Source organism: Pseudophaeobacter sp., assembly GCF_048267565.1.
Lineage (GTDB): Bacteria > Pseudomonadota > Alphaproteobacteria > Rhodobacterales > Rhodobacteraceae > Pseudophaeobacter > Pseudophaeobacter profundi.
In genome coordinates, this window is sequence record NZ_JBLWXG010000001.1 from 15,401 (window position 1) to 40,448 (window position 25,048).

The window sequence follows — 25,048 nt, forward strand, 5'->3', positions numbered from 1 at the left end:
CCATCGATAAAAGGGGCGACCGGGCCGAAGCAAGAGTTCGCTGCCCTTGCGCCAGGTTTTTTTTCGGAAGCGCGTCACAAACTCGGTCTTTGGATCGTCTTATCTCTGAAACCTCAAGATTGGAGATATGATGCGACATTTGATTTTGATCGGGGTCGGTGGGCTTTCAGTTCTAACGGCGGCCTATATCTGGGGCGCCACGCAGCACTGGTATCAAACGATACCGGGGGTCGCACAGACGGGACCGATGAACTTTCATTTTGCGAAGGATGTCGGCCTTGCCTATCTGGCAAGCGGGGTGGCTTTGATATGGGCTGGTGCCAAACATGACAAATCGGCCGGAATCTGCGGTGCGTCCTGGCTTGTCCTGCATGCGCTGTTTCATATTTGGATATGGTTTCATCGCGGTACGCCGACGGACTTGGTTGCCCTCACCAATCTGATAGGCATCCAGATACCGGCTTTTGCAGGGTTCATTTCCGCAGTCAACCTGATGTCAGAAGGGGTGAAAATATGATCCGTGCGCTTCTAAAATTTGGTATTCAGCGGTTCGCCTCGCGATATAAATACGATACGAGCTACATGAGCCATATCGTTGATACTTCGGCATCGGCGGGGGTGCGGCTGTCTATGCTACCGTTTTACAGCCAATATTGTGGCCCAAAAGAGGCCCAAAACGTCTGGGCAGGCGCAATGCTTGCATCGACGCTGGACGGAGACTGCGGGCCTTGTGTGCAGCTGATCGTCGACATGGCGCTTGAGGCAGCGGTTCCGGCAGAGGAAATCGCGCTTTGCCTGCAAGGCAATGCCAAGGCTGCGGGTGATGTCGGCCTTGGTTTCCGGTTTTCACAGGCGGCCATTGCGGACGCCCGCGAACTGGAGGAACTGCGAAAGGAAATCGAAGCGCGCTTTGGTGCGGCGGCGGTCACTGCGGCGTCTTTTGCGGCATCAAGCGGGCGAATATACCCGGTGTTGAAACGTGGCCTTGGATTTGGTCAGACCTGTAGCCGCGTGATTATCGAGGACAGGGCAATAACGGCATTGCATCAATCATGAACATCGTCGCGAACATATTTGAAGCAGAGCGCCCAAAACTGATCTCACTATGCTATCGCATGCTGGGTGAACGTGCGGGTGCCGAGGATGCTGTACAAGACACATGGCTGAAATGGTCAGCAGCCGACATGACCCAAATTGACAATCCGGCGGCTTGGTTGCGCCGGGTCGCCACGAATGTCGCCATCGATACGTTGCGAACCGCGCATCGGCAACGGGAAGTCTATGTAGGCCCCTGGCTTCCTGAACCCCTTATTCAATGTGAAACCCAAGAGCCCGTGCATCAGTTTGAACTTGCCCTGGAGTGCGAGCTGGCATTGCTTTGGGCCATGGAACGGCTCACCGAACGGGAGCGTGCGGCATTCATTCTACGAGAGGCATTTGACGCCAGCTATTCGGACATTGCAGCCACGCTTGATGCAACGGAAGCCGCCTGTCGCCAACTTGTCAGCCGTTCGCAAAAGAAGTTGCAGGACTCTGGCCCCCGTTTTGATGCCACTCCGGAAGAGGTCGCAGATTTGAGCCAACGTTTCTTCATGGCGATCATGGCCGAAGACTTTGATGCGGCGCTGTCATTGCTGACACCCAATTCCGTGGCGCTTTCTGACGGGGGGGCGAAAAGACGCGCCGCACGGCGCCCATTGGTCGGTGGCAACGAGATCTTGCAGGTGTTCCGCGCTTTGTATGAAAAAGCGCGCGATGAAACGGGCTGGACGACCCGGATAGCATACGTGAACACCAAACCCGCCTTCTTGCGCTACCAATTCGGGCGGCTGGATTCCGTTACCACTCTGGCGCCCGATCAGGATGGAAAAATTGCGTGGCTATATATCATGAGAAACCCAGACAAACTTGGGGATATTGAACAATAGTGAAATCGCCAACACAGTCTTTGGCTGCGCGGCAGAAGCCAGTTAAAGCACAAGCCAGTTAAATTGGGCGCTCTGCCGTCGCCGGATTGCGCCCTGCCGGATTTGTCGGCGGCTGGCTGACCTTTTCAACGTCTCCCCTGTGTGCTTGCCGCTTCATCCCGGTAATGTCCCCTAGAGTAAACGACCCATATATTAGACAGGCGGCGATCCATCCCTTATGCAGAACAAAGTGAAGCGATACATTTTGAAAATGAGAACTTAATGGAACTCAAGACACTGCACACATTCGCCACTGTTGCCGAGATCGGAACCATTGGCGGTGCGTCCAAGAAATTGAACTGCGTCCAGTCCAATGTGACGACCCGGATCAAGGCATTGGAAGCGGAGTTGGGTGTCAGCCTGTTCAACCGGAGCCGGGCGGGAATGGCGTTGACAGCGGCAGGCGTGGCATTCTTGCCCTACGCGCAAGACGTCATTCAGGCAGAAGAACGCGCTCGCGCTTCGGTCGAGGCCTTCGAAAGCTCGGTCAGCTTGTTAAGGATCGGAAGCATGGAAAGCACACTCGCAGTACGCTTGCCCGGGATCCTGTCGTCATTTCGCAGTGAAAATCCAAACCTTCGGTTGCAGATCAAATCAGGGCCCACTGATGAATTGATCGAAAAACTTCTTCTTGACCAGATTGATATGGCATTGATTGGTGGCAAGTTTAAGCATGCCGATCTTCAGGGGCACGCGCTGTTTGCCGAAGAAATGGTGATGATTTCTGCGCTTGAGTTCGAAACCCTGGAAGATCTGCGCTCTCTTCCGGTGATCGTATTCAAGCTGGGATGTTCGTACCGCGACTACACCCGGCGCTGGATGCGCATGTCCGGCCTGGCACCTAACGAAGTCTTCGAACTGGGGACGCTTGAAGGCATCTTGGGATGTGTTGCATCCGGTGTTGGCATCAGTTGCCTGCCACGTTCTGTCGTCGTCGGCAGCCAGGTTTGCAACCTGCTGCGCATTCACACATTGGACGATCCTGCGCGTTTCATCGATACCTATGCCATGCTGAATCCCAAATCTGTCCGCAATGGCGCGGTGGAGGCGTTTTTACAGACCGCACGCAAGACACTGTTTGCAAGTTAGAGCGGTTCTTCGTGATGCTTATCCTTCTGAAATTGTGATCCTATGCATCATTTTTTCACGCTACTATAGATTGATGGAGCGTTGTATGATCATCTCAATCATGGAAGAGAGCACTCTGAAGTTCAAAGACACCGGCCTGTATTTTTGCCCTGTGACCGTAGAACCATTGTGCCCCCAGCCCGCGCATAAGGAAGCCCCATGTCCCGTGACTTGACTGTCTTCGCCCAACTCGGCCTGACCGCCCCGATCATTCAGGCCCCGATGGCGGGTGTTGCCACACCCCAGATGGCTGCGGCAGTGTCCACTGCCGGCGGGCTGGGCTCTTTGGGGATTGGCGCATCGACAGTCGAAAAAGCCCGCGATCTGATCCGCCAGACAAGAATGCTCACCAATCGGCCCTTCAATGCCAATGTTTTTTGCCACCGCCCGGCGACCCGCAACGCCGAAAAAGAAACAGCCTGGCTGAACCTTGTAAAGCCTGAGTTCGAGCGGTTTGCAGCATCCCCTCCGAAGGAACTGGCAGAGGTCTACAGGTCATTCCTGGATGGCGGTGCGATGTTCGACATGTTGCTAGAGGAACGTCCAGCAGTTGTCAGTTTTCACTTCGGCCTGCCGACGCCGTCCCAAATCAAGACTTTCAAGGACCGTAATATCCTGATGCTGGCCACCGCCACCAACCTGCACGAGGCCCGTCAGGCCGCAGCCATCGGAATGGATGCCGTTGTTGCACAGGGCTGGGAGGCCGGAGGGCATCGCGGCTGTTTCGATGAAAGCGCCGAGGATGATCAACTTGGCACCTTCGCTCTAACCCGCATTCTGGCGCAAGAACTCGACATTCCGGTCATTGCTGCCGGAGGTATCATGGATGGTGTCGGTATACGTGCTGCCTTGAATCTTGGCGCCGTGGCAGCACAGCTTGGCACCGCGTTCATTGCGACTGACGAAAGTGCTGCACCGATAGCCCATCGAGAGGCGCTGGCCGGGGAAAGCGCGCAGCACACCTGCATGACGCGGGTGATTTCGGGTCGCCCGGCCCGGTGTCTGGCCAATCGATTTACCAAATGGGGCAAGCATATCCCTGATGCGTCGGTGCCCGACTACCCGGTGACCTACGACGCCGGGAAAGCCCTGAACGCGGCTGCGTCGCATCATGGCGATGCTGGATATGGTGCCCATTGGGCCGGTCAGGGGGCGCCCTTGTCGCGGGCCATGTCAGCGACCCAGCTGATGCATGATTTGATCTCGGAAATACAGGCAGGCTGAAATTGACCTGTCCCCGAACAGGCCTCGGTATTCAGTGCGCCCTGTTCAGGGGGAGGTACTCTCCGAAATGCCCCGCTCGTGCTTGGAGCTGCCGCGCTTCCATTAGGGTCGCTTCCATCAGGGTCATGAGGTGGTGGCGTGGCGACAAGCGCCAAGCCATATGATCGGTCGAAACTGATGCACCAGCAGAGGCCCCCGCCGCAGCAGCGGGGCATTGGCTAGAGGGATTTTGCGATCCCGCGCAGTTCAAACTTTTGGATTTTGCCAGTCGAGGTCTTGGGCAGTTCCTGAAAGACCACCCGTTTGGGGGCCTTGAACCCGGCCAGGGTTTCACGGGAAAAGGCGATGATCTCGGCCTCGCTCACCTCGTGGCCCTCTTTCAACTCGACAAAGGCGCAGGGCACTTCGCCCCATTTGTCGTCGGGCTTTGCCACCACTGCTGCAAGGTTCACCGCCGGGTGGCCCATCAGCACGCCTTCGACCTCAACGGAAGAGATATTTTCTCCGCCTGAAATGATGATGTCCTTGGCGCGGTCCGCAATCTGGATATAGCCATCGGGGTGTTGAATCGCGATATCACCAGAGTGGAAATACCCCCCGGCAAAGGCCTCGGCGGTGGCTTCGGGGTTTTTCAGATAGCCCTTCATCACCGAATTTCCGCGCATGACGATTTCGCCCTGATCGCTGGCATTTTGCGGGATCTGCTGCATGTTTTCGTCTACTACGGTGATGTCTTCCATCATCGGAAAGGCGATGCCCTGACGGGCCTTGATGGCGGCACGTCCGGCCTGATCCAGATTATCCCAGTTACCGCCCTGCCAGAGACATTCGGTGACATGGCCATAGGTTTCCGTCAGGCCATAGACCTGGGTGATGTGAAAGCCGAGGGTTTCAATTTTTTGCAGGGTTGCAGGGGCAGGGGGGGCGCCGGCGGTAAAGACTTCTACCTGATGATCAAAGGCGCGGCGCTGTTCTTCCTTGGCGTTGACCAACAGGTTTAGCACAATCGGCGCGCCGCCAAAATGGGTGACCCCGTGGTCCGCGATGGCATCGTAGATGGCCTCTGGGGTGATATTGCGGCAGCAGACCACTGTGCCCCCCAGCATAGGCATCATCCAGGTGTGGTTCCAGCCATTGCAATGAAACAGCGGCACAATCGTCAGGTAAACCGGCTTTAGTACCATGCGCCAGGACACCACCGTGCCCATGGTCATAAGGTAGGCGCCGCGATGGTGGTACACCACGCCCTTGGGGCGGCCGGTGGTGCCAGAGGTATAGTTCAGCGCCAGGCTTTCCCATTCATCCTGCGGCATGATCCAGTCAAAACCGGGATCGCCGCTTGCAAGCAGGTCCTCATAGGTCTGGTGGTCGCCGCTGGCGGCAAAGCCGGCCTCAAGATCGGGGGTTTCGATCAGGATGGGTGCATCGCCTTGCATCCGGGCCAGGGCGGCAGTGGCCAGCTCCAGAAATTCGCTGTCCACCAGCAGCACCTTGGCGCCACCGTGTTCAAGGATATAGGCAACAGTGTCCACATCCAGCCGGGTGTTGATGGTGTTGAGCACACCACCGCAGGCAGGCACGCCAAAATGCGCTTCGGCCTGGGCGGGCAGGTTTGGGATCAGCGTGGCGACCACATCGCCGGGGGCAACCCCCAGCGCCGCCAGCGCCGAGGCCAGCCGGGTGCACCGCGCATGATATTCCCGGTAGCTGACGCGATGGCTGCCATAGATCACCGCCGTATGGTCTGCAAAGACCTGGGCCGCGCGACGCAGATGTGACAGTGGTGTCAGCGCCACATGGTTTGCTGCGGTCTTCTCCAGCCCGGTTTCGTCAGCCATCCATCCCATCAGCGTTCCTCCTGTGATTCTGTTTCTTGTCGGTTTTGGAACAGATAATGAGGAAAGTTGCGGGCAATGGAAGAGGCATGAAACAAATCGCGTCTCTTCCATCTTCTACCAGCAATCAAACCACAGCCGCCCAGGCAATGCTGGCTGCCATGGCCATCATTGGCGTAACCGACAATGTGGTGCCACTTATGGCAGAACAGATCGGCCTGGGGCAGTTCTACCTGCTGCGCACCCTGGTGGCCTTGCCGATCCTTTGGTCGATGTCGAAAATGGGCTTTGGGTCGCTGCGTCCCCAGCGACTGGGCGCGGTGACGCTACGGGCGCTCTTGGTGGCGGTTTCGATGGTCTTTTACTTTTCCGCTGTGGCGCTGATGCCGATTGCCCAGGCGCTGGCAGGGTTGTTTACCTCGCCGATCATTATTGTGGTGGTGTCGGTCCTGTTTATGCGGATGCGCATTGGGGCGTTCCGTATCTCCGCTGTCATCGGCGGCTTTGTCGGGGTGCTGTTTGTGCTGCAACCAGATTTGGCAGCCTTCGACTGGCTGATGCTGCTGCCGATTGCCGGGGGCGTGTTCTATGCACTGGGGTCGGTTGTAACTGGCAGCATGTGCAGCAAGGAAAGTACGGTGTCTATGCTGTTCATCTATCTGCTGGCGCAGGGTGCGATTGGCGTTCTGCTGCTGTTCGCGCTAAAGATCTGGCCGCTGTCGGTTCCGATGGGCGCTGATGGGTTTATCACGCGGGGCTGGGTTTGGCCGATCTGGGAGATATCGCATCTGATCCTGCTGCAGGGCTTTGCTGCGGTAGCGGGCGTGTTTTTGATCACCAAGGCCTATCAACTGGGCGAGGCCTCTTTTGTATCGGTGTTTGAATATTCGGTACTTTTGGTGGGGCCAGGTATTGCCTGGGTGATCTATGGTCAGGCGCTGAACCTGGGCCAGATGATGGGCATTGGCCTGATTGTTCTGGCGGGATCGACGCTGGCGCTGCGGTCCGCCAGGGGGGCTTAGGCCGCGCAGGCCGGGCCAGTTGTTTTCTTCCCCAGCGCCATGGCCTAGACTGCGCCAATGATCTTGTCGCCTGGCCGCAACTACCTGTTTATTCACATCCCCAAGACCGGTGGCACCGCGCTGGCGCTGGCGCTTGAGGCGCGCGCCATGGCAGATGATATGATGCTGGGTGACACCCCGAAGGCCAAGAAACGCCGCCGTCGCCTGAAGGGGGTGAAAACCGCCGGGCGCCTTTGGAAACATGCCACCCTGGCCGATATCGCCGGGCTGCGCCCCGCGGCAGAGCTGCAGCGGCTGTTTACCTTTACCCTGGTGCGCAACCCCTGGGATCGTGCGGTGAGCTACTATCACTGGCTACAGGGGCAGGGCTTTGATCATCCGGCAGTCGCGCTGGCCAAGGCGCTGACGTTTCGCGATTTTATCCTGCACCCTGCGATTTTGCGCAGCTTTGCGCAGCACACTGCCCCCAGTTATATGCGCCATAGCGACGGCACGGAACAATGCCAGCTTTATATTCGGCTAGAGCACTTTGCCACGGACGCGGTGCCACTGTTTGATCATCTTGGATTTAGCCTTGAATTAAAGCGGGAAAACACATCCGAGCGACAGCGGGATTGGCGCGGCTATTATCAGCCCGACAGTCAGGCCGCCCTGGCCCGTGCCTGTCAGGAGGAAATAAACAGATTTGAATATTCTTTTAACGATTTCGATCTAGCCTTGGATCAAACGCGCGGGTCTGCCGACTGATTGCCCCTGGCGATTCTCTGGCCCGGCCGCCGCATAGACACGCATTGCAGCACGACACCGGGGCCAAGCCCTGCCTGTTGATGCCGCCGCACAGGAGAGATCGAAATGCTGGATTGGTTCCAAAAACGGATGAGCCCTGAGTTTGAGCTGACCATCCCGCCGGTGCCGGTTGGACTGGGCGGTTTCCTGAGCGGAACCCATGTGGCCTCTAATCTTGGCTGGCGCCCGGTAGAGGCGCTCTGCGCTGGGGATCGGGTACTGACCTTCGATCACGGGATGCAGACGGTGGTGGAAATGCTACGCGAGACCATACATCTGGAGGCCGGGGTGATTTCCCCCAGCCGCTGCCCGCTGCATGTGCCGCGCGATGCGCTGGGCAACCGGGTGCCAATGTGGCTGATGCCCGACCAGGGGGTGCTGCTGGAAAGCGATCTGATCGAGGATCACCAGGGCGATCCCTTTGCCGTGGTGCCTGCCTCGACGCTGGATGGCTATCGCGGCATCTGCCGCCTGCACCCGGACGATTCCCTGCAACTGGTGGCCCCGCGTTTTGAACAGGACGAGGTGATCTATCTGGAGGCGGGCCTGCTGGGCTACTGCCCGGCGCCGCGTGATCTTTTGACCATCGGGATCGAATTGCAAGAGGACATGTATCGGGTGCTGCCCATTGATGAAGCCCAGGAACTGATTTCAGCAATGTCCCTGACAGAGACGCTGATGACCAATATCGGCGTTCCCGCCATGGCACCGGGCAGTTTCCAGATCTGACCCCAACCAACCGAGCGATTTTCAGCCCCTATTAGAGCAACGAATGCCCCCTTTGCCAAATGGCATTGGGGGCATTGGTGTTCCTTAGGGGTTGTTCGGCCTCTTGGCTTGCAGTGCGATTGACCAATGGCAATATGGCGTGTGTTTTGGGAAATTGTTTAATTACAGCAACTTGGCGTGGCTAATTCACAAAAACGTGAAGGCGATGATCCATATCGGATGCTCCGGCGTAATCCTTACATGTTCAGCACTTCAGAACAGCTACGCGTTCAACAACCCGGAGAGAGAAAATGAAAACTCAATTTAAAGTTGCCGCAACAGCCCTCACATTGTGCATCTCGGCGGCTGCCGCCAGTGCTCAGACGATTGTCGAGATCGCCGCAGGTGATGAACGTTTCTCGACGCTGGTGGCAGCAGTTGGGGCTGCAGGTTTGGCCGAAACTCTATCCGGTCCCGGTCCCTTTACTGTCTATGCGCCGTTGAACGATGCCTTTGCAGCCCTTCCCGAAGGCACCGTCGAAACCCTGCTCAAGCCAGAGAACAAGGCGCAGCTGACGGATATCCTGTTGTACCATGTCGATGACCGGAAGCTATCTTCCGATATTTTTCCCACTGGCACCACCTCTTTCAAGCCGATCCTGACGACAGAGCGGCTTTGCATTACCTCTGGCAGTTCTGGTGTAACCATCGCGGATGGTAGCGGTCAGGTGGCCAATGTGGTTGTTGCCGATATTATGGCCGACAACGGCGTGATCCATGTGGTCGACAAGGTCTTGATGCCGGGCAATAACCCCAGCTGCAAGTAACGCATGACTTCAGGCCCCTGGGCCTGTCCCAAGGTGGATGATCGTCAAGTAATCCAAAGCAAAACGCCCCCCAGTGATCTGGGGGGCGTTGATTTTAACCCAAGGCCGGATCAGGCGGCGGATGCTGCATCCGGGTTGAAACGACCGTAGAAGGTCTGACCTTTGGCGGCCATCTCACGCAGCAGATCCGGGCAGGCAAACCGTTCGCCGTAGGCTGCGGTCAGCTGATCGCAACGTTCGGCAGCATAGGGCGTGCCGATGATGTCCAGCCAGCTGAGCGGGCCGCCGGACCAGGGCGCAAAGCCCCAGGCCAGAACTGCGCCTACGTCACCTTCGCGGATGTCTTCCAATACGCCTTCTTCCAGCGCCCGTACCGCTTCCAGCACCTGGGCAAACATCAGCCGTTCCTGCACCTCGATAAGGTCAGGCTGGTTTTCCAGCAGCGGGTATTTGTCCTGCATGCCTTTCCAATAGCCGATGCGCTTGCCCTTTTCGTCATAGTCAAAGAAGCCGGCATTGGCCTTGCGCCCCAGACGACCCAGGCCTTCCATCCAGAAGATCATGTCATCGGCGGGGTTGTCGGGATATTCGTTGCCCATCGCCGCCTTGGTGGCGCGGGCTATCTTGGCACCCAGATCGATCGAGGTCTCATCGGTGAGCTGAATGGGACCAACGGGGAAGCCAAGCTGACGCGCGGCATTGTCGATCAGCACCGGCGAGACACCTTCGGTGATCATCCGCGCGCCTTCATTCACATAAGGAATGATGCAGCGGTTGGCATAGAAGAAGCGCGCGTCATTGACGACGATGGGCGTCTTCTTGATCTGGCGCACATAGTCCAGCGCCTTGGCCACGGCCCGGTCGCCGGTCTCTTTGCCCTTGATGATTTCCACCAGCAGCATCTTCTCGACAGGTGAGAAGAAGTGGATGCCGATGAACTGCTCGGGCCGGACCGAGGCCTTGGCCAGATCGGTGATCGGCAGGGTCGAGGTGTTGGAGGCAAAGATGCAATCCTCGGGGATGATCGCCTCGACCTTCTTGGTCATCTCGGCCTTGACGGCTGGGTCCTCAAAGACCGCCTCGATGATCAGATCGCAGCCTTTCAGCGCCTCCAGATCAGGGGTGGCGGTGATGCGGGCCAGCATCGCCTCTTTCTTCTCGGCGGTGACCTTGCCGCGCTTCATCCCCTTGTCGAGGTAGCCTTCGGTATAGGCCTTGCCCTTGTCGGCGGCCGCCTGATCGCGGTCTACCAGCACCACCTCGATCCCGGCCTGGGCCGAGACCAGCGCAATGCCGGCGCCCATCATGCCGGCCCCCAGCACGCCCAGTTTCTGCACCCGCTGATCAGGGACATCCTTGGGACGGACCGCGCCTTTTTCCAGCGCTTCCTTGTTGATGAAGAGCGAGCGGATCATTGCACCGGAAGAGGGGTTCATCAGCACCGAGGTAAACCAGCGGGCTTCGATCTTGAGCGCAGTGTCAAAATCCACCAGCGCGCCCTCGTAGACGGCGGACAGCAGCGCCTTGGCGGCTGGAAACGCGCCCTGGGTCTTGCCGTGCACCATGGCGGAGGCACCAACAAAGTTCATGAAACCCGCAGGGTGATAGGGCGCGCCACCGGGCATCTTGTAGCCCTTGGCATCCCAGGGTTTCACCAGATCCGCCGCGGATGCATTCAGCACCCAGTCCTTGGCGGCGGCAACGGGATCAGCGGCGATCTCGTCAACATAGCCAGCAGCCTTGGCCTTTTTCACGTCCAGCATCTTGCCTTCCAGCAAGAGCGGCGCGGCGGCGATGGCGCCAACCTTGCGCACCATGCGGGTGGTGCCGCCGGCGCCGGGGAAGATGCCAACCATGATTTCCGGCAGGCCGTATTTGGCCTTTGGGTTCTCGGCGGCAAAGATACGATGGGTTGCCAGCGGCAGCTCCATTCCGATACCAGCAGCGGTGCCGGGCAGGGCAGCCGCAATTGGCTTGCCACCTTTCTTGGTTTTCAGATCCATCCCGGCCAGCTCGATCTTGCGCAGGAGGGCATGCATTTTCATGGTGCCTTCAAACAGGCCGCGGGCGGGCTCATCGCCGGCCTCTTCCTTCATTACCGCCAGCAGGTTCAGGTCCATGCCGCCGGCAAATGTGCCCTCTTTGCCCGAGGTGATCACCACGCCCTTGATGGCATCATCCGCCAGGGCCTCGTCAATGCAGGCCTCGAGCTGGGTGAGCCCGTCAAAGGACATCACGTTCATGGTTTTGCCGGGAACATCCCAGGTGATTGTTGCGACGCCGTTTGCGTCCTTGGAAAGCGTAAACTCACTCATGTCTCGTCTCCGATCTGGTCAGCCGTCAGCGGGCTGCCGTCTTTACGGGTGAAGCGGCTACCATTGGCGTCGCTCTTCACCATCATGTCCATATCGCTGTAGTAAGCGGTTTCAGTCGGGGTCCGCGTGCCCACCACCAGAAAACTGGCCGGCGCGTCGGTATTGTTTTTCAGGTGATGGCCATTGGCCTCACCGGCGGGAAAGGCGGCACAGTCACCTGGCAGCATCTCGTGCTCTCCCTGATCGTCAATCAGGGTGCAGCTGCCACTGACCATCATCAGGAATTCATCCTGCTTCAGGTGGTAATGGCGCAGCGAGGATAGTCCGCCGGGCTCTAGCCGCACGATATTGACGCCATATTGAGTCAGCCCTGCAGCATCGCCGATCCGTTGATTGGACCGGCCGACAACCGCCTCGGCCAGCTGACCGGGGTAGCTTGATCCACCCTTGAAGGGAATTTGTGCCAGGTCCAGCTTGGGCATCAGACGCGCTCGATTATGGTGGCTGCACCCATGCCAGAGGCAATGCACAGCGTCGCCAGGCCCATTTCCTTGTCCTGACGCTCCAGCTCATCCAGCAATGTGCCGATGATCATGGCACCCGTTGCGCCCAGCGGGTGGCCCATGGCGATGGATCCGCCATTGGGGTTGACCACGGCCGGATCCACGTCAAAGGCCTGCTGGAAGCGCATCACCACCGAGGCAAAGGCCTCGTTGACTTCAAACAGATCCAGATCGGAAATCACCATGCCGTTGTCAGCAAGGATCTTTTGCGTCACTGGCACCGGGCCTGTCAGCATGATGGTCGGGTCGGTACCAATCTTGGCAGTGGCCTTGATGCGGGCACGTGGCTTCAGGCCATACTGTTCGCCAAACTCCTTGTTGCCGATCAGCACAGCCGCAGCACCATCGACGATGCCCGAAGAGTTGCCAGCATGGTGGATGTGGTTGATCCGCTCCAGATGCGGATATTTCAGCATGGCCACCTTGTCAAAACCGGGCATCTGTTCGCCCATCATCTGGAACGATGCATTCAGCGCGCCAAGTGACTGCATGTCTGTACCTGGGCGCATGTATTCGTCACGATCCAGAATGAGGATACCGTTCTGATCACGCACCGGAATGACTGATTTTGCAAAGCGGTTGTCGTCCCAGGCGGCCTTGGCCCGGCGCTGGCTTTCCACCGCCAGGGCATCGGCCTGCTCTCGGGTAAAGCCATATTCGGTGGCGATAATATCGGCCGAAATGCCCTGGGGCACAAAATAGGTCTCCATCGCCAGCGAAGGATCCACCGCGATGGCCGCCCCATCAGAGCCCATGGCGACGCGGCCCATCATTTCAACACCACCAGCAATATAGGCCTGGCCAGCACCGCCCTTGACCTGGTTGGCCGCAAGATTGACCGCCTCCATGCCAGAGGCGCAGAACCGGTTGATGGCAAGGCCGGGAATGCTCTCATCCAGGTCCGAGGCCAGCACTGCGGATCGTGCCAGGCAGCCGCCCTGTTCCATCACCTGGGTGACATTGCCCCAGATCACATCCTCAACCGCATGGCCTTCAAGATTGTTGCGTTCTTTCAGCGCGTTCAGTGTCAGAGCTGACAGGCGCACAGAGGTCACTTCATGCAGGGAACCGTCTTTGCGGCCCTTGCCTCGCGGGGTGCGGATGGCGTCGTAAATATAAGCTTCGGTCATGAGTCTCTCCTCAAGCGCGGTCCGACGGATTGCCGGGCATTAGGTCATAGGGATGTTTCCAGCCGGGCGTTTCACTGATGCGCGTCAGCCAGGCGTCGATATTGGGGTAGTCCTTGCGGTCAAACCCGAAGGGCTCGTCATAGAACAGATAGCCACAGCAGGTCAGATCAGCATTGGTCATGCCATCGCCAACCAGCCAGTCGCGGCCCGCCAGATGGGCGTTGAGTGTGGCAAAGGCAGCCTTCAGGCGCCCCTGCATGAAGCCGATAATCTCCGCCGGGCGTTTGTCCGCTGGAACGAAGTTCATCAAGAACCGGGTCATGCCCACCTGTGAAGACAGCTTGTGGTTGTCCCACAAGACCCAGCGCAGCACCTCGTACTTATCCTTTGGTGCGCCGCCAAACTTTCCGGTCTTATCGGTGATATACTGCTGGATGACCCCGGACTGTGACAGGCGGATATCACCGTCAATCAGCACCGGAGCCTCTGCCATGACATTTAGGTTGCGATAGTCCTCACCGCGGTGCTGCCCGGCAAAAAAGTCAACAAATACTGGCTCCCAGTCCAAACCCGACAGCTCTAGTGCCAGCGCCGCTTTGTAGGAATGCCCCGACTCGCCAAAACAATGCAGTTTAATCGTCACGTTGTTCTCCTTGTCGCCAATGTGGCACCGGGGGTTTCACACCCCCGGACCCCCGTGAGGTATTTTGAGTAAGATGAAAGAGAATTAACACTCTTTCTATGATTGTGTGCTATTGTTATGGCGCGGTACAGGCTGAGGAGCCGATGACCGCGTAAGGTGAAGTCGTCCCTGCCCATTTGGCGAAGGCTTGGGGGCAGGGACGCGCCGTTGATTTCATCTTGCCATAAATACCTCCGCCGGAGGCATCCATCAGGTCCTGTTGAGCGAAACCGGTGTTGTGTCACAATGACCTGCCGATCAATTCCTTCATGATTTCGTTGGTGCCGCCATAGATCCGTTGCACCCGGGCGTCTGTCCACATTTCTGCGACCGCATATTCCTGCATGAAACCATATCCGCCGTGCATCTGGAGGCATTCGTCCAGCACTTCACCCTGGGTGTCGGTGATCCAGTATTTGGCCATAGCCGCCTTTTCCACCGTCAGTTCACCGCGCAGGTGTTCGGAAATGCATTCATCAAGAAAGGCGCGGGCGACTTTGGTTTTGGTCAGGCATTCAACCAGTTTGAACCGGGTGTTCTGGAACTGGGTCAGCGGGCCACCAAAGGCTTCGCGCTCTTTGCAATAGGCGATGGTGCGCTCCACAGCACCCTCCATCGCGCCGACGGCGCCACAGGCGATGATCAGACGTTCCTGCGGCAGCTGCTGCATCATCTGATAAAAGCCCTTGCCCTCTTCCTGGCCGAGGATGTTTTCTGGTGGGACTTCCACATTGTCGAAGAAGAGCTCAGAGGTGTCTGCTGCGTGCAGACCGATCTTGTCGAGGTTGCGGCCGCGCGAAAAGCCTTCGGCACCGTCGGTTTCCACCGCGACCAGCGACACCCCTTTGGACCCGAGGCTGGGATCGGTCTTGGCCGCCACCAGGATGAGGTTGGCATGCTGGCCATTGGTGATGAAGGTTTTCTGACCCGAAAGCCGATAGGCATTGCCGTCGCGGATTGCCTTGGTCTTGATCCGCTGCACGTCGGACCCGGTGGAGGGTTCAGTCATTGCCAGGGCTCCGACCAGTTCGCCGCTGATCATTTTGGGCAGCCAGCGTTTTTTCTGCTCTTCGGTGCCGTATTCCAGGATGTAGTGGGCGACGATTCCGGAATGGATACCATGTCCCCAGCTGGCCAGATTGGCGCGGCTGCCTTCGATCAGGATTGCGGCCTCATGGCCAAAATCGCCGCCGACGCCGCCGTATTCTTCGGGAATGGAGGGGCAGAGCAGGCCCAGCTCGCCCGCCTGGGTCCAGGTGTCACGGTCCATCATGCCCTGTTTGCGCCAGGTCTCGTATTTGGGCATCCATTCATTGGTGATGAACTGTGCTGTCATATCAGCAAGCATCTGGTGCTCGTCGGTCATCCAGGCGGAACGTGTTTCGCGCGTCATAGTGCTCCCTTTGGCCCATTCTGGCGCTGAAGCGCCGGACCCCTATCTTTTGCGATCCTCCAGCGCGCTGTTGAACAGTCGCAGCCGGTGGCCGAGGTTTTCTTGGTCTGTCACGCTGTCGAAATTTTCAAACAGAAATGACAGGGCTTCGCCTTCGTCCAGCCCTGCCTCGGATGCAAAACGTTTCAGCCGACGGTAGCCATCTTCTGTCATGGCGACGGGAAAGCGGCGGGTCAGGCGAAAACGTTTTGGCATCGGAGGCTCCTTGTTGGTGGTGTCAAAGCCCCCGGGCTGGGGCGGGCCTCCCCTAAGGTTGTCAGGGGAGGCCCGGTTTTTCATATGGATCAGAAGTTTGCCGCATCCAGGGCCATGACTGTATCGGCACCGGTTTCGATCCGGGCCAGATGCAGTTTGGTGGCGGGCAGCCTCCGTGCCATATAGTACCGGCCGGTGGCGATTTTTGTCTCGTAGAACGCCGCGTCAGAGGCCCCAGCATCAAGGCATTCCGTTGCGGCTTTGGCCATCTGCGCCCACATCAGGCCCAGGCAGACATGGCCGAACATATGCATGAAGTCAGTCGATCCTGCGAGGGCATTGTTGGGGTTCTTCATGCCGTTTTGCATGAAATACATGCTGGCGGCCTGCAGGTCCTTCGAGGCGGATTTCAGGGGCGCAATAAAGTCTTTGCTATAGGCTTCGTTCAGATCAGCGTTGTCCTTGCAGAAGGTTTTTACCATCTCAAAGAAACCCATCAGGTGCTTGCCGCCATCAACCGCCAGCTTGCGGCCGACGAGATCCAGCGCCTGAACACCGTTGGCGCCTTCATAGATCTGCGCAATGCGGGCGTCGCGGGTGTACTGGCTCATGCCGTGTTCTTCGATATAGCCGTGGCCGCCAAAGACCTGCTGGGCCTTGACCGTCATGTCATAGCCTTCGTCGGTCAAAAAGCCCTTGATCACCGGCGTCAGCAGTGAAATCAGCCCGTCGGCGTCTTTGTTGCCATCGCGGTGCGCCTGATCGATCAGCCCCGCACCCCAGAGCAGGAAGGCACGGCCGCCTTCAACAAAGCTTTTCTGATCCATGAGAGAGCGGCGGATATCAGGGTGCACGATCAGCGGGTCGGCCGGGCCGTCGGGGTTCTTGGCGCCGGTGACATCGCGGCCCTGCAGCCGGTCTTTGGCGTATTCCACCGCATTCTGGTATGCGGCTTCGGCCTGGCTAACGCCCTGCATGCCAACGCCGATGCGGGCTTCGTTCATCATGGTGAACATGGCGCGCATGCCCTTGTGCAGATCTCCCAGCAGATAGCCGGTGGCCTCATCATAGTTCATCACGCAGGTCGAATTGCCGTGGATGCCCATCTTTTTCTCGATATTGCCTACGGAAACGCCATTGCGTGGCCCCGGTGTGCCATCGTCATTGACCACAAATTTGGGCACGATAAACAGCGACACACCCTTGATGCCTTCGGGGCCACCGGGGATTTTGGCCAGCACCAGGTGGATGATGTTGTCAGCCATGTCGTGATCACCAGCCGAGATAAAGATCTTTTGGCCTGAGACCTTGTAGCTGCCATCATCCTGCGGTTCTGCCTTGGTGCGCATCAGACCAAGATCGGTACCGCAGTGCGGTTCGGTCAGGTTCATGGTGCCGGTCCACTCACACGAGACCATCTTGGGCAGATAGGTGTCTTTTTGCTGATCGGTACCATGTGCCAGGATCGCGGCGGCGGCCCCATGGGTCAGGCCCTGGTACATCACAAAGGCCTGGTTGGCAGAGGAGAACATCTCGCCAACGGCGGTGCCCAGCACATAGGGCATGTTCTGGCCGCCATATTGTTCGGGCATGTCCAGCCCGGTCCAGCCGCCTTCCTTGACCTGTTCAAAGGCCGCTTTGAACCCGGTTGGGGTTGAAACCACGCCATTTTCCAGGCGGCAACCTTCGGTGTCGCCCACGACGTTCAGCGGGTGCAATACCTCGGAACTGATCTTGCCGGCTTCTTCCAGGATGGCGGCGGTGAAGTCGCGTTCCAGATCGTTGTAGCCTGGAGTTGCGGCCTCAGAGACTTTCAAGACGTCATGCAGGATGAACTGGGTGTCTTTGGTGGGGGCTGAATAGACGGTCATTGCGGTCCTCGTGGTGGCAGAGTTCGGGTCAATAGGCCTGCCCGTGCAGGCTGGCGGGGTGCGCGGGGGCGGCCGCTACTCGGCGGCCTCCTGGTCGGATTTCATCGAGGCGATGACTTTTTCGCCCCATTTCAACTGGTCCTGCAATTCTTCGATGGCTTCGTTCAGTTCATCGCGCTGGCGCATCATATCGGCAAGGCGATCACAGGCGATTTCATAGGTGCGCGACAGTTGGGTGATCTGTTGATCGCCGATGTGATACAGATCCAGCAGCTGGCGGATTTCTTCCAGGCTAAAGCCAAAGCGCTTGCCGCGCAGGATCAGCTTTAGCCGGGCACCGTCTCTTTTGGTGAACAGGCGTTTTTGCCCGTCGCGCTGGGGAAACAGCAGCTCTTTGGCCTCATAAAAGCGCAGGGTGCGGGGGGTCACGCCAAAGGCGTCGCACATCTCACGGATCGATTTTGTCTCTTCTTCTGTCATCGTCGTCACTCTTTGTCGGTGCCGGGCGGGGCGGTGGTTTGCCAGTGCAATGCTGGCCAGCGGATCGGCCCCGGGAAACGGGGGGAACCGGCAAGGCCTGCCTGACCAAGCTGGCCCGGGTTGAGGCGATTTACAACATCTTCTTGACGTTAACGTAAGCTGGACGCCGCGTCACTTTCAAAGGTGACGTCACGGTCACCTGTCGTGACGCCTGTTCCGGTTGCGGGCGGTGCTAGAGCGGGCAGCGCGTCGCTTGATCTAGGTCGTCAACCGGACATGACAAAGCAGCGTGCTGCCCGGTTGGGGCGGCACGCTATCCTGGGTCAACATATTGGAAAGGCCCTGTGCAGCAATTGATGCGGCAGGGCGCGCGGATCATCTGCTCGGCCGCGTCTGTTTGGCGCTTACCCTTGGTAGGGCAGCCGGGCGTCAGCTTTGCGACAAAAGGCTTTTGGTGGTGGCGCGTAGGCTGCCCAGCTCATCCAGGGCTTCGTCCAGCTGTTCGCGTTGCTGCTGCAACTCACCCATCTGGTGGTCGGCCATCTCGATGAAAGCCTGCATCTGGGCCTGATTGCCTTCGTTTTCGTAGATCAGCAGCCACTGACGGATCTCCTCCAACTGAAAGCCAAATCGGCGGCCACGTAGAATCAGCTTCATCCGGGCGCGCTCTCGGGCACCGTAAAACCGTGATCGCCCCTCGCGATCGGGTTTCAGCAGTTCAATATACTCATAATATCGCAAGGTTCGCGGCGTAACGTCAAAGGCTGCGCACATTTCCTTGAATGACAATCTTGCTTCGGTCATCCATCATCTCCCTTGCGCGCAACCTATGCACTTGAAATGACCTGTGCAACCTCCCTGCGTGCTGTGGGCTTGCGCTTTGTTTCGAGCGGGGCCACAAATGGGCCAAGTCAGGATAGGAAACAGCCATATGGCAGACAAGACAGATCTCGCGCGTCAGTTCATTCAGGCGATACCGCATGCCAAAGAGCTGGGGATGGTCCTGGAAGAAATTGGCGATGGAACTGCATGTATTTCAATGCCCTACGATGAAAAGCTTATCGGCGATCCGCAAAGCGGGGTCATCGCGGGCGGGGCGGTGTCGGCCTTGATGGATACCTGTTGCGGTGCTGCGGTGATGTGTCACCCTGATGCCCCTGGCGGCACCGCCACCATTGATCTGCGCATCGACTACATGCGCGGTGCCACGCCGGGGCAAAGCATCACCACCCGCGCCACCTGTCATCATATCACCCGCAGCGTTGCTTTTGTGCGGGCGGTGGCCAGCGATGACGATACCGATCGTCCAGTCGCAACCGCTTCTGGTGCCTTTACAGTGGAGAGTGGATTTTGAATCGCCCCCGTCCAGAACCAATCCAGGTGGTCAAGCAGCGGCGCGATGCGGCGCTGAATGCTCTGCTCGACTCCGTGCCCTATATCCGATTTCTCAACGTCACCTTCGATCGTCGCGGCGACGAGCTGACAGCGCAGCTGAACTTTAGCGACAAACACATTGGCAATCCGTTTTTGCCTGCCATTCATGGTGGGGTGACCGCGGCTTTTCTGGAGATCACCGCCACGGTCTCTCTGAATTGGTCGCAGATCTGGAGCAGCATTGAAAACGGTGCCTTGGACCCCGAAGACATGGCGAAGGGCATCCTGCCACGCCAACCGAAGACCATTGATTTTTCCGTGGACTACCTGCGCTCTGGCCTGCCGCGCGATGCCTATGCCCGCGCCACGATCAGCCGCGCCGGGCGGCGCTATGCCTCTGTCCATGTCGAGGCCTGGCAGGATCACAAAGACAAGCTGTTTGCCCAGGCCACCGGCCATTTTCTGATGCCACAAGATAAAGCGGCCAAAAGCTGATGCCAGGGCCAGGTGCGCAGCAAGCCCCCCGAACTGGGTGGTGTCGCGCGTGACCTGACAGATGACAGGAAGGTGCCCGCGAGATGGGTTTGCAACAGGATGACATCACCCATGCGCGGGTGCTGAAAATTGCCCTGCCGATTGTGTTGTCCAATGCCACGGTGCCTATTCTGGGCGCGGTGGATACCGGCGTTGTCGGGCAGATGGGGCAGGCGGCGCCTATTGGCGCGGTGGGCATCGGCGCAGTTATTCTGGCGACGCTTTATTTCATTTTCGGCTTTCTGCGCATGGGCACCACCGGTCTGGTGGCGCAGGCGCGCGGGGCCGGCGACACGGCGGAAACCGGCGCCTTGCTGATGCGCGGCGTCCTGCTGGCTGCGCTTGCTGGGATCACCTTTGTTTCGTTGCAGGGCCTGGTGTTCTGGGGGGCGTTTTCCCTGGCCCCCACCAGTGCCGAGGTCGAAACCCTGGCGCGCGACTATTTGCAGATTCGCATCTGGGGGGCACCTGCGACCATTGCGCTCTTTGCGGTGACGGGCTGGCTGATCGCGGTGGAAAATACCCGTGGCGTCTTTGTGCTGCAGATCTGGATGAATGGGATCAATATCGCCTTGGATCTATGGTTCGTGCTGGGGCTGGACTGGGGCGTCGAAGGCGTCGCCCTTGCCACCCTGATTGCCGAATGGAGCGGCTTGGCGCTGGGGCTCTGGCTGTGTCGTGCCGCCTTTGCCGGGCGGCAATGGTGCGATTGGCCTAGGGTGTTTGATCCGGTGCGGATCCGGCGGATGGCGCAGGTCAATGGGGATATCATGGTGCGCTCGGTGCTGCTGACCGGGTCTTTCACCTGTTTTATGTTTGTCGGGGCCAAATTTGGCGATGTGACGCTGGCGGCCAATCAGGTACTGCTGCAGTTTGTCGAGATCACTGCCTTTGCGCTGGATGGTTTTGCCTTTGCCGCCGAGGCCCTGGTGGGTGGTGCCATAGGCGCAAAGAACCGGGGCAACCTGCGCCGCGCCGCCTTGATTTCCAGTCAATGGGGGATTGTCTGCGCCGTATTGCTGAGCGTAGGTTTTTTTCTGGGCGGCCCCTATCTGATTGACCTGATGGCCACCGCCCCCGAGGTCAGAGCTGAGGGGCGTAGCTATCTGATCTGGGCTGCGGTGCTGCCGCTGATCTCGGTGGCAAGCTACATGTATGACGGCATCTATATCGGCGCGACCTGGACGGGTGATATGCGCCGGGCAATGGTGCAATCGGTGGCCATTTTCATCTTGGTGCTGCTGGCGCTGGTGCCGCTCTGGGGCAATCATGGGCTCTGGGCGGCGCTTTTGGTATTGAACTGTGCCCGCGCTGTGACGCTGGGGCTGCGCTATCCTCGGCTAGAGGCCAGCGTGGCGTCATCTCAGCCTGGCGCGGTGGCCTAGAGCAGCGCATCCAGTGCTTCGGTCGGGCGGCCAATCACCGCCTGTTCGATTGCATTGCCATCCTGCTTGATCGCAATTGGTCGTTCGATCAGGATGGGATGTGCCTGCATGGCCGTCAGGAGGTCTGCTGCGGGGCTGCCCTTGCTCAGGCCCAGCTCTTTGAAGACCTTTTCGCCTGTTCGCATCATTTCGATTACCGATCCCCCAAGGGCGGCATGCAGCGCCTGCAGCTCAGCCAGACTGGGCGGATCCTGCAGATAAAGCCGCACCTCTGGTGTGATCCCCCGGCTTTCAAGCAGCGCAAGACCTGCGCGCGATTTGGAGCAGCGTGGATTATGCCAATAGCGGATCATAGCCAGTCCCCGCGTTTTGTCCCAACCGCAGCAGCAACGCAGTCAAACCCGTCGCAGGCCAGCAAGTGGTCCAGCTCCTGCGCGATCTCAGCCGCCAGCGACAGGCCCCCATAGACCATGGCGGTATAAAGCTGCACCGCCGAAGCCCCGGCGCAGATCTTGGCATAGGCCTGTTCGGCATTGCCGATACCGCCCACGCCAATCAGCGGCACCTGATCCCGCAGTAGATCAGAGAGCTGCGCCAGGACCCGGGTTGAGGCTTCAAACAGTGGCGCGCCGGACAGCCCGCCCGCCTCGGCCCGGTGTGGGCTGTGCAGCCCTTCGCGCGACAGGGTGGTATTGGTGGCAATCACGCCGTCGATACCGGTGTCCAGCGCGACGGCGGCAATGTCTTCGATGCCTGCACGATCCAGATCTGGGGCTATTTTCAGGAAGATCGGCACCCGGCGATCCAGGCTGTCGCGGGTTTCGATCACCCCGTTCAACAGCGCAGAAAGTGCTGCCTTGCCTTGCAGATCCCGCAGTTTTTCTGTGTTGGGCGAGGAAACATTGACCGTCGCAAAATCCAGAAAAGCGCCACAGCGCGCCAGCACCCTGGCAAAATCGGCTGCCCGGTCGTCGCTGTCCTTATTGGCCCCAAGGTTCAGGCCAATTACGCCTGTTTTGGGCCGTTTCGCCAGGCGCTCTGCAATCACCTCCATACCGTCGTTGTTAAAACCAAAGCGATTGATCGCAGCGCGGTCTTCGCTTAGCCGGAACAGGCGTGGCTTGGGGTTGCCCGGCTGTGGGCGCGGTGTGGCAGCGCCGACCTCGATAAAGCCGAACCCGGCCTGGCTCAGCGGTGCCAGCGCCTCGGCGTTTTTGTCAAAACCTGCGGCCAGTCCCACCGGATTGTCCAGCGTGATGCCCGCGATGTCACATTTCAACCGGGGGGATCGTACCGGGCCGGGGCAGGGGGCCAGCCCCGATGTCAGCGCCTTGATCGACAGCCCATGTGCCACTTCCGGATCCAGCTTGTGCAGCGCCTTGAGCGCAAGTTTTTCAGTCAGTTTCATTGATTGGGGTGCTCACGTCATGGCTGGGGGAAAGTGGTGTACACCGTCGATCAGCGGCAGCGGTTTGGCCCAGATCACCTCTGACAGGTGCATCTTGCGGTAAAGATGCGGGAAGTCGTCACCGCCGCGCGAGACCTCCCATTTCAGCGCCTCCCCCAGCGCGTCTGCATCCAGCGCAAGCAGCCAAAGCCCGTCAACACCGGCAAAATGCTTGCTGGCGGTCTCGGCCGCTTGCACCGCGGTGGAAAAGTGAATGAAACCATCGCTCAGGTCGATAGGCGCGCCAAGGGTTTCGCCTTGGGACTGGAAGGCCGACCATTCATCGGCGCGGAGGATTTTATAGATCAGCATGGCGATCTGATGCCCCGCGCCGCCGTTGGAATCAAGCCCGAAGCGACAGTACCGGGCGCAGTAATCCGCCGCAGATCGCCCAACACGTGCCGCGTCGATCGCGCCAAACGTGCAAATATCGTACCGAATGCTGCCTAGGGGGCGGGCCGGGCGTTATTCCCCTTTGACTGGTTGATGCTTTGATCGCACGATTACGGGCAAAGAATAACAACGGGAGCGATACTGATGATGATGCGAATTTTGACCTCGGTCGCGGCCTTGGGCCTGACGGCTGGCATGGCGGCGGCAGAGTATAAACTGACCATTCTGCACACCAATGACTTCCACGCGCGCTTTGAACCGATCAGTAAATATGACAGCGGCTGCCGCGAGGGCGACAACGCCGAGGGCAAGTGCTTTGGCGGATCGGCACGTTTGGTTACCGCCTTGGAAGACGCGCGCGAACGTGCCGACAATGCGATCCTTGTGGATGGGGGCGACCAGTTCCAGGGCTCGCTGTTTTATACCTATTACAAGGGTAAGGTCGCGGCCGAGATGATGAACAAGCTCGGCTATGACGGGATGACCGTTGGCAACCATGAATTTGACGATGGCCCCGAGGTCCTGCGCGGGTTCATGGATGCGGTAGAGTTCCCGGTGTTGATGTCCAATGCGGATGTCTCGGCGGAACCTGCTCTGGCGGATGTCTTGCAAAAATCCACCGTGATTGAACGTGGCGGCGAAAAAATCGGTCTGATTGGCCTGACCCCGGAAGATACCCACGATCTGGCCAGCCCGGGCGCGAATATTTCGTTCTCTGATCCGGTGGCCGCCGTGCAGGCAGAGGTCGACCGGCTGACAGAGATGGGCGTCAACAAGATTATCGTGCTCAGCCATTCCGGCTATAAGGTGGATCAGATCGTGGCGGCGGAGACCACCGGGGTGGATGTGATTGTTGGCGGGCATTCAAATACCTATCTGTCCAATACATCCGAAGATGCGGTTGGTCCCTATCCCACCATGGTCAATGATGTCGCCATCGTGCAGGCCTATGCCTATGGCAAATTCCTGGGCGAGCTGAACGTTACCTTTGACGAGGCTGGAACGGTGACCAAGGCTGCGGGCGAGCCGCTGATCATGGATGGCAATGTGGCCGAGGACAGTGACACCCTGGCGCGCATTGCCGAATTGGCGCAGCCGCTGGATGAAATCCGCAACAAGGTCGTGGCCGAGGCCGCCAGCGCGGTAGAAGGTGATCGCACCATTTGCCGCATTCAGGAATGCGAGATGGGCAATTTGGTGGCGGATGCCATGCTGGATCGGGTCAAGGACCAGGGCGTGACCATAGCCATTGCCAATTCTGGCGGCATTCGCGCCAGCCTGGAACCCGGCGCTGTCACCATGGGCGAGGTGCTGACGGTGTTACCGTTCCAAAACACGCTGTCCACCTTTGAAATCACCGGGGCTGATCTGGTTGCAGCCCTTGAAAATGGCGTCAGCCAGGTGGAAGAGGTCAAAGGCCGCTTTCCCCAGGTTGCCGGGCTGAAGTTCAGCTGGGATGGCACTGTCGCCGCCAATGAGGGCAGGGTGCAAGAGGTTCAGGTCGCCAGCGATGCGGGCTTTGTGCCGCTGGATCCGGCCAAGACCTATCGCGTTGTGACCAACGACTATGTGCGCAAGGGCGGTGACGGCTACAAGATTTTTGCGGGTGACGACAAGAACGCCTATGATTTTGGTCCCGATCTCGCTGATGTTCTGGCCGAATATCTGGCACAGCAAGGCCCCTATCAGGCCTATACGGACGGTCGCATTTCGCAAAAATAGCGTTTCG

General features: G+C 58.7%; 26 protein-coding genes. 13 read left to right on the forward strand and 13 right to left on the reverse strand.

Annotation, left to right across the window (positions count from 1 at the left end; translation table 11 throughout):
• Nucleotides 1-130 precede the first annotated feature (130 nt).
• The 5 genes from ACN0VH_RS00095 (at nucleotide 131) to ACN0VH_RS00115 (ending at nucleotide 4,319) form a co-directional block, all read left to right on the forward strand.
• Nucleotides 131-517 carry a hypothetical protein gene (locus ACN0VH_RS00095; protein WP_417699047.1) on the forward strand — a complete coding sequence of 129 codons (387 nt, stop codon included), beginning with the start codon at nucleotides 131-133 and terminating at the stop codon, nucleotides 515-517.
• The gene (locus tag ACN0VH_RS00100) at nucleotides 514-1,056 is read left to right on the forward strand and encodes a hypothetical protein (protein WP_417699048.1); all 543 of its coding nucleotides are present in this window, start codon (nucleotides 514-516) and stop codon (nucleotides 1,054-1,056) included. The genes ACN0VH_RS00095 and ACN0VH_RS00100 overlap by 4 nt, the downstream gene beginning before the upstream one ends.
• A complete protein-coding gene (gene sigJ, locus ACN0VH_RS00105) occupies nucleotides 1,053-1,928 on the forward strand; it encodes an RNA polymerase sigma factor SigJ (protein ID WP_417699050.1) in 876 nt (291 codons plus the stop codon). Before ACN0VH_RS00100 ends, sigJ begins: the two co-directional genes overlap by 4 nt.
• A 261-nt stretch (nucleotides 1,929-2,189) precedes the next feature.
• Nucleotides 2,190-3,056 (forward strand): LysR family transcriptional regulator, encoded by an 867-nt coding sequence (locus tag ACN0VH_RS00110; protein WP_417699051.1) that lies wholly within the window; start codon nucleotides 2,190-2,192, stop codon nucleotides 3,054-3,056.
• A 198-nt stretch (nucleotides 3,057-3,254) separates the two neighbouring features.
• Complete coding sequence (locus ACN0VH_RS00115) at nucleotides 3,255-4,319, forward strand: NAD(P)H-dependent flavin oxidoreductase (RefSeq protein WP_417699053.1); 1,065 nt, start codon at nucleotides 3,255-3,257, stop codon at nucleotides 4,317-4,319.
• A gap of 218 nt (nucleotides 4,320-4,537) precedes the next feature.
• On the opposite strand, the gene ACN0VH_RS00120 is transcribed toward ACN0VH_RS00115, so the two are convergent.
• Nucleotides 4,538-6,166 (reverse strand): AMP-binding protein, encoded by a 1,629-nt coding sequence (locus ACN0VH_RS00120; protein WP_417699054.1) that lies wholly within the window; start codon nucleotides 6,164-6,166, stop codon nucleotides 4,538-4,540.
• A gap of 77 nt (nucleotides 6,167-6,243) precedes the next feature.
• On the opposite strand from ACN0VH_RS00120, the gene ACN0VH_RS00125 reads away from it, so the two are divergent.
• The 4 genes from ACN0VH_RS00125 to ACN0VH_RS00140 all read left to right on the forward strand — a co-directional run bounded on the left by ACN0VH_RS00125 (nucleotide 6,244) and on the right by ACN0VH_RS00140 (nucleotide 9,497).
• The gene (locus ACN0VH_RS00125; protein ID WP_278922570.1) at nucleotides 6,244-7,176 is read left to right on the forward strand and encodes a DMT family transporter; all 933 of its coding nucleotides are present in this window, start codon (nucleotides 6,244-6,246) and stop codon (nucleotides 7,174-7,176) included.
• A 57-nt stretch (nucleotides 7,177-7,233) separates the two neighbouring features.
• Complete coding sequence (locus tag ACN0VH_RS00130; protein ID WP_417699055.1) at nucleotides 7,234-7,923, forward strand: sulfotransferase family 2 domain-containing protein; 690 nt, start codon at nucleotides 7,234-7,236, stop codon at nucleotides 7,921-7,923.
• 105 nt (nucleotides 7,924-8,028) lie between these two features.
• Nucleotides 8,029-8,691, forward strand: coding sequence for a Hint domain-containing protein (locus ACN0VH_RS00135; protein ID WP_278922568.1), 663 nt, complete (start codon nucleotides 8,029-8,031; stop codon nucleotides 8,689-8,691).
• Between the two features lie 290 nt (nucleotides 8,692-8,981).
• A complete protein-coding gene (locus tag ACN0VH_RS00140; protein ID WP_278922567.1) occupies nucleotides 8,982-9,497 on the forward strand; it encodes a fasciclin domain-containing protein in 516 nt (171 codons plus the stop codon).
• Nucleotides 9,498-9,607: 110 nt separating this feature from the next.
• Here ACN0VH_RS00140 and ACN0VH_RS00145 read toward each other — a convergent pair whose 3' ends face one another.
• The 9 genes from ACN0VH_RS00145 to ACN0VH_RS00185 form a co-directional block, all read right to left on the reverse strand.
• Entirely contained in the window at nucleotides 9,608-11,812 is a 2,205-nt protein-coding gene (locus ACN0VH_RS00145; RefSeq protein WP_417699057.1) for a 3-hydroxyacyl-CoA dehydrogenase NAD-binding domain-containing protein, read from the reverse strand.
• Nucleotides 11,809-12,294: a cupin domain-containing protein gene (locus ACN0VH_RS00150; protein WP_417699058.1), complete on the reverse strand. Its 486-nt coding sequence runs from the start codon at nucleotides 12,292-12,294 to the stop codon at nucleotides 11,809-11,811. Before ACN0VH_RS00150 ends, ACN0VH_RS00145 begins: the two co-directional genes overlap by 4 nt.
• A complete protein-coding gene (locus ACN0VH_RS00155; RefSeq protein ID WP_417699059.1) occupies nucleotides 12,294-13,505 on the reverse strand; it encodes an acetyl-CoA C-acetyltransferase in 1,212 nt (403 codons plus the stop codon). Before ACN0VH_RS00155 ends, ACN0VH_RS00150 begins: the two co-directional genes overlap by 1 nt.
• A gap of 10 nt (nucleotides 13,506-13,515) precedes the next feature.
• Nucleotides 13,516-14,148, reverse strand: a complete 633-nt coding sequence (locus ACN0VH_RS00160) for a glutathione S-transferase family protein (RefSeq protein WP_278922563.1) — start codon at nucleotides 14,146-14,148, stop codon at nucleotides 13,516-13,518.
• A 280-nt stretch (nucleotides 14,149-14,428) separates the two neighbouring features.
• A complete protein-coding gene (locus ACN0VH_RS00165; RefSeq protein ID WP_417699061.1) occupies nucleotides 14,429-15,580 on the reverse strand; it encodes an acyl-CoA dehydrogenase family protein in 1,152 nt (383 codons plus the stop codon).
• Nucleotides 15,581-15,622: 42 nt separating this feature from the next.
• A complete protein-coding gene (locus ACN0VH_RS00170; RefSeq protein WP_278922561.1) occupies nucleotides 15,623-15,835 on the reverse strand; it encodes a hypothetical protein in 213 nt (70 codons plus the stop codon).
• 89 nt (nucleotides 15,836-15,924) lie between these two features.
• The gene (locus ACN0VH_RS00175) at nucleotides 15,925-17,706 is read right to left on the reverse strand and encodes an acyl-CoA dehydrogenase C-terminal domain-containing protein (RefSeq protein ID WP_417699062.1); all 1,782 of its coding nucleotides are present in this window, start codon (nucleotides 17,704-17,706) and stop codon (nucleotides 15,925-15,927) included.
• 75 nt (nucleotides 17,707-17,781) lie between these two features.
• Nucleotides 17,782-18,186 carry a MerR family transcriptional regulator gene (locus ACN0VH_RS00180; protein ID WP_278922559.1) on the reverse strand — a complete coding sequence of 135 codons (405 nt, stop codon included), beginning with the start codon at nucleotides 18,184-18,186 and terminating at the stop codon, nucleotides 17,782-17,784.
• A gap of 429 nt (nucleotides 18,187-18,615) precedes the next feature.
• Nucleotides 18,616-18,990: a MerR family transcriptional regulator gene (locus ACN0VH_RS00185; protein ID WP_232402046.1), complete on the reverse strand. Its 375-nt coding sequence runs from the start codon at nucleotides 18,988-18,990 to the stop codon at nucleotides 18,616-18,618.
• A 127-nt stretch (nucleotides 18,991-19,117) separates the two neighbouring features.
• On the opposite strand from ACN0VH_RS00185, the gene ACN0VH_RS00190 reads away from it, so the two are divergent.
• The 3 genes from ACN0VH_RS00190 (at nucleotide 19,118) to ACN0VH_RS00200 (ending at nucleotide 21,479) form a co-directional block, all read left to right on the forward strand.
• Nucleotides 19,118-19,540, forward strand: coding sequence for a PaaI family thioesterase (locus ACN0VH_RS00190; RefSeq protein ID WP_278922558.1), 423 nt, complete (start codon nucleotides 19,118-19,120; stop codon nucleotides 19,538-19,540).
• Nucleotides 19,537-20,055, forward strand: coding sequence for a PaaI family thioesterase (locus ACN0VH_RS00195; RefSeq protein ID WP_278922557.1), 519 nt, complete (start codon nucleotides 19,537-19,539; stop codon nucleotides 20,053-20,055). Before ACN0VH_RS00190 ends, ACN0VH_RS00195 begins: the two co-directional genes overlap by 4 nt.
• Nucleotides 20,056-20,138: 83 nt before the next feature.
• Nucleotides 20,139-21,479, forward strand: coding sequence for an MATE family efflux transporter (locus ACN0VH_RS00200; RefSeq protein ID WP_278922556.1), 1,341 nt, complete (start codon nucleotides 20,139-20,141; stop codon nucleotides 21,477-21,479).
• Here the strand turns inward: ACN0VH_RS00200 and arsC are convergent.
• Genes arsC through ACN0VH_RS00215 form a run of 3 tightly spaced genes read right to left on the reverse strand, consistent with a single transcriptional unit; the run spans nucleotide 21,476 to nucleotide 23,238 of the window.
• Nucleotides 21,476-21,832: an arsenate reductase (glutaredoxin) gene (gene arsC / locus ACN0VH_RS00205; protein WP_417699064.1), complete on the reverse strand. Its 357-nt coding sequence runs from the start codon at nucleotides 21,830-21,832 to the stop codon at nucleotides 21,476-21,478. The genes ACN0VH_RS00200 and arsC overlap by 4 nt on opposite strands.
• Entirely contained in the window at nucleotides 21,829-22,887 is a 1,059-nt protein-coding gene (locus ACN0VH_RS00210) for a quinone-dependent dihydroorotate dehydrogenase (RefSeq protein ID WP_417699066.1), read from the reverse strand. The genes arsC and ACN0VH_RS00210 overlap by 4 nt, the downstream gene beginning before the upstream one ends.
• 12 nt (nucleotides 22,888-22,899) lie before the next feature.
• Complete coding sequence (locus ACN0VH_RS00215) at nucleotides 22,900-23,238, reverse strand: DUF952 domain-containing protein (RefSeq protein WP_278922553.1); 339 nt, start codon at nucleotides 23,236-23,238, stop codon at nucleotides 22,900-22,902.
• Nucleotides 23,239-23,463: 225 nt separating this feature from the next.
• On the opposite strand from ACN0VH_RS00215, the gene ACN0VH_RS00220 reads away from it, so the two are divergent.
• Nucleotides 23,464-25,041, forward strand: a complete 1,578-nt coding sequence (locus tag ACN0VH_RS00220) for a bifunctional metallophosphatase/5'-nucleotidase (protein ID WP_417699067.1) — start codon at nucleotides 23,464-23,466, stop codon at nucleotides 25,039-25,041.
• Nucleotides 25,042-25,048: the final 7 nt, after the last annotated feature.

Bases quoted from the DNA above. Each gene is read 5' to 3' on its own strand.
- ACN0VH_RS00130 (WP_417699055.1), top strand. From the start codon at position 7,234: ATGATCTTGTCGCCTGGCCGCAACTACCTGTTTATTCACATCCCCAAG.
- ACN0VH_RS00185 (WP_232402046.1), bottom strand. From the start codon at position 18,990: ATGACCGAAGCAAGATTGTCATTCAAGGAAATGTGCGCAGCCTTTGAC.
- ACN0VH_RS00170 (WP_278922561.1), bottom strand. From the start codon at position 15,835: ATGCCAAAACGTTTTCGCCTGACCCGCCGCTTTCCCGTCGCCATGACA.
- ACN0VH_RS00165 (WP_417699061.1), bottom strand. From the start codon at position 15,580: ATGACGCGCGAAACACGTTCCGCCTGGATGACCGACGAGCACCAGATG.
- ACN0VH_RS00145 (WP_417699057.1), bottom strand. From the start codon at position 11,812: ATGAGTGAGTTTACGCTTTCCAAGGACGCAAACGGCGTCGCAACAATC.
- ACN0VH_RS00110 (WP_417699051.1), top strand. From the start codon at position 2,190: ATGGAACTCAAGACACTGCACACATTCGCCACTGTTGCCGAGATCGGA.
- ACN0VH_RS00125 (WP_278922570.1), top strand. From the start codon at position 6,244: ATGAAACAAATCGCGTCTCTTCCATCTTCTACCAGCAATCAAACCACA.
- ACN0VH_RS00140 (WP_278922567.1), top strand. From the start codon at position 8,982: ATGAAAACTCAATTTAAAGTTGCCGCAACAGCCCTCACATTGTGCATC.
- ACN0VH_RS00150 (WP_417699058.1), bottom strand. From the start codon at position 12,294: ATGCCCAAGCTGGACCTGGCACAAATTCCCTTCAAGGGTGGATCAAGC.
- ACN0VH_RS00100 (WP_417699048.1), top strand. From the start codon at position 514: ATGATCCGTGCGCTTCTAAAATTTGGTATTCAGCGGTTCGCCTCGCGA.
- ACN0VH_RS00115 (WP_417699053.1), top strand. From the start codon at position 3,255: ATGTCCCGTGACTTGACTGTCTTCGCCCAACTCGGCCTGACCGCCCCG.
- ACN0VH_RS00215 (WP_278922553.1), bottom strand. From the start codon at position 23,238: ATGCTGATCTATAAAATCCTCCGCGCCGATGAATGGTCGGCCTTCCAG.
- ACN0VH_RS00155 (WP_417699059.1), bottom strand. From the start codon at position 13,505: ATGACCGAAGCTTATATTTACGACGCCATCCGCACCCCGCGAGGCAAG.
- arsC (WP_417699064.1), bottom strand. From the start codon at position 21,832: ATGATCCGCTATTGGCATAATCCACGCTGCTCCAAATCGCGCGCAGGT.
- ACN0VH_RS00120 (WP_417699054.1), bottom strand. From the start codon at position 6,166: ATGGGATGGATGGCTGACGAAACCGGGCTGGAGAAGACCGCAGCAAAC.
- ACN0VH_RS00200 (WP_278922556.1), top strand. From the start codon at position 20,139: ATGGGTTTGCAACAGGATGACATCACCCATGCGCGGGTGCTGAAAATT.
- ACN0VH_RS00190 (WP_278922558.1), top strand. From the start codon at position 19,118: ATGGCAGACAAGACAGATCTCGCGCGTCAGTTCATTCAGGCGATACCG.
- ACN0VH_RS00210 (WP_417699066.1), bottom strand. From the start codon at position 22,887: ATGAAACTGACTGAAAAACTTGCGCTCAAGGCGCTGCACAAGCTGGAT.
- ACN0VH_RS00135 (WP_278922568.1), top strand. From the start codon at position 8,029: ATGCTGGATTGGTTCCAAAAACGGATGAGCCCTGAGTTTGAGCTGACC.
- ACN0VH_RS00095 (WP_417699047.1), top strand. From the start codon at position 131: ATGCGACATTTGATTTTGATCGGGGTCGGTGGGCTTTCAGTTCTAACG.
- ACN0VH_RS00220 (WP_417699067.1), top strand. From the start codon at position 23,464: ATGATGATGCGAATTTTGACCTCGGTCGCGGCCTTGGGCCTGACGGCT.
- sigJ (WP_417699050.1), top strand. From the start codon at position 1,053: ATGAACATCGTCGCGAACATATTTGAAGCAGAGCGCCCAAAACTGATC.
- ACN0VH_RS00180 (WP_278922559.1), bottom strand. From the start codon at position 18,186: ATGACAGAAGAAGAGACAAAATCGATCCGTGAGATGTGCGACGCCTTT.
- ACN0VH_RS00175 (WP_417699062.1), bottom strand. From the start codon at position 17,706: ATGACCGTCTATTCAGCCCCCACCAAAGACACCCAGTTCATCCTGCAT.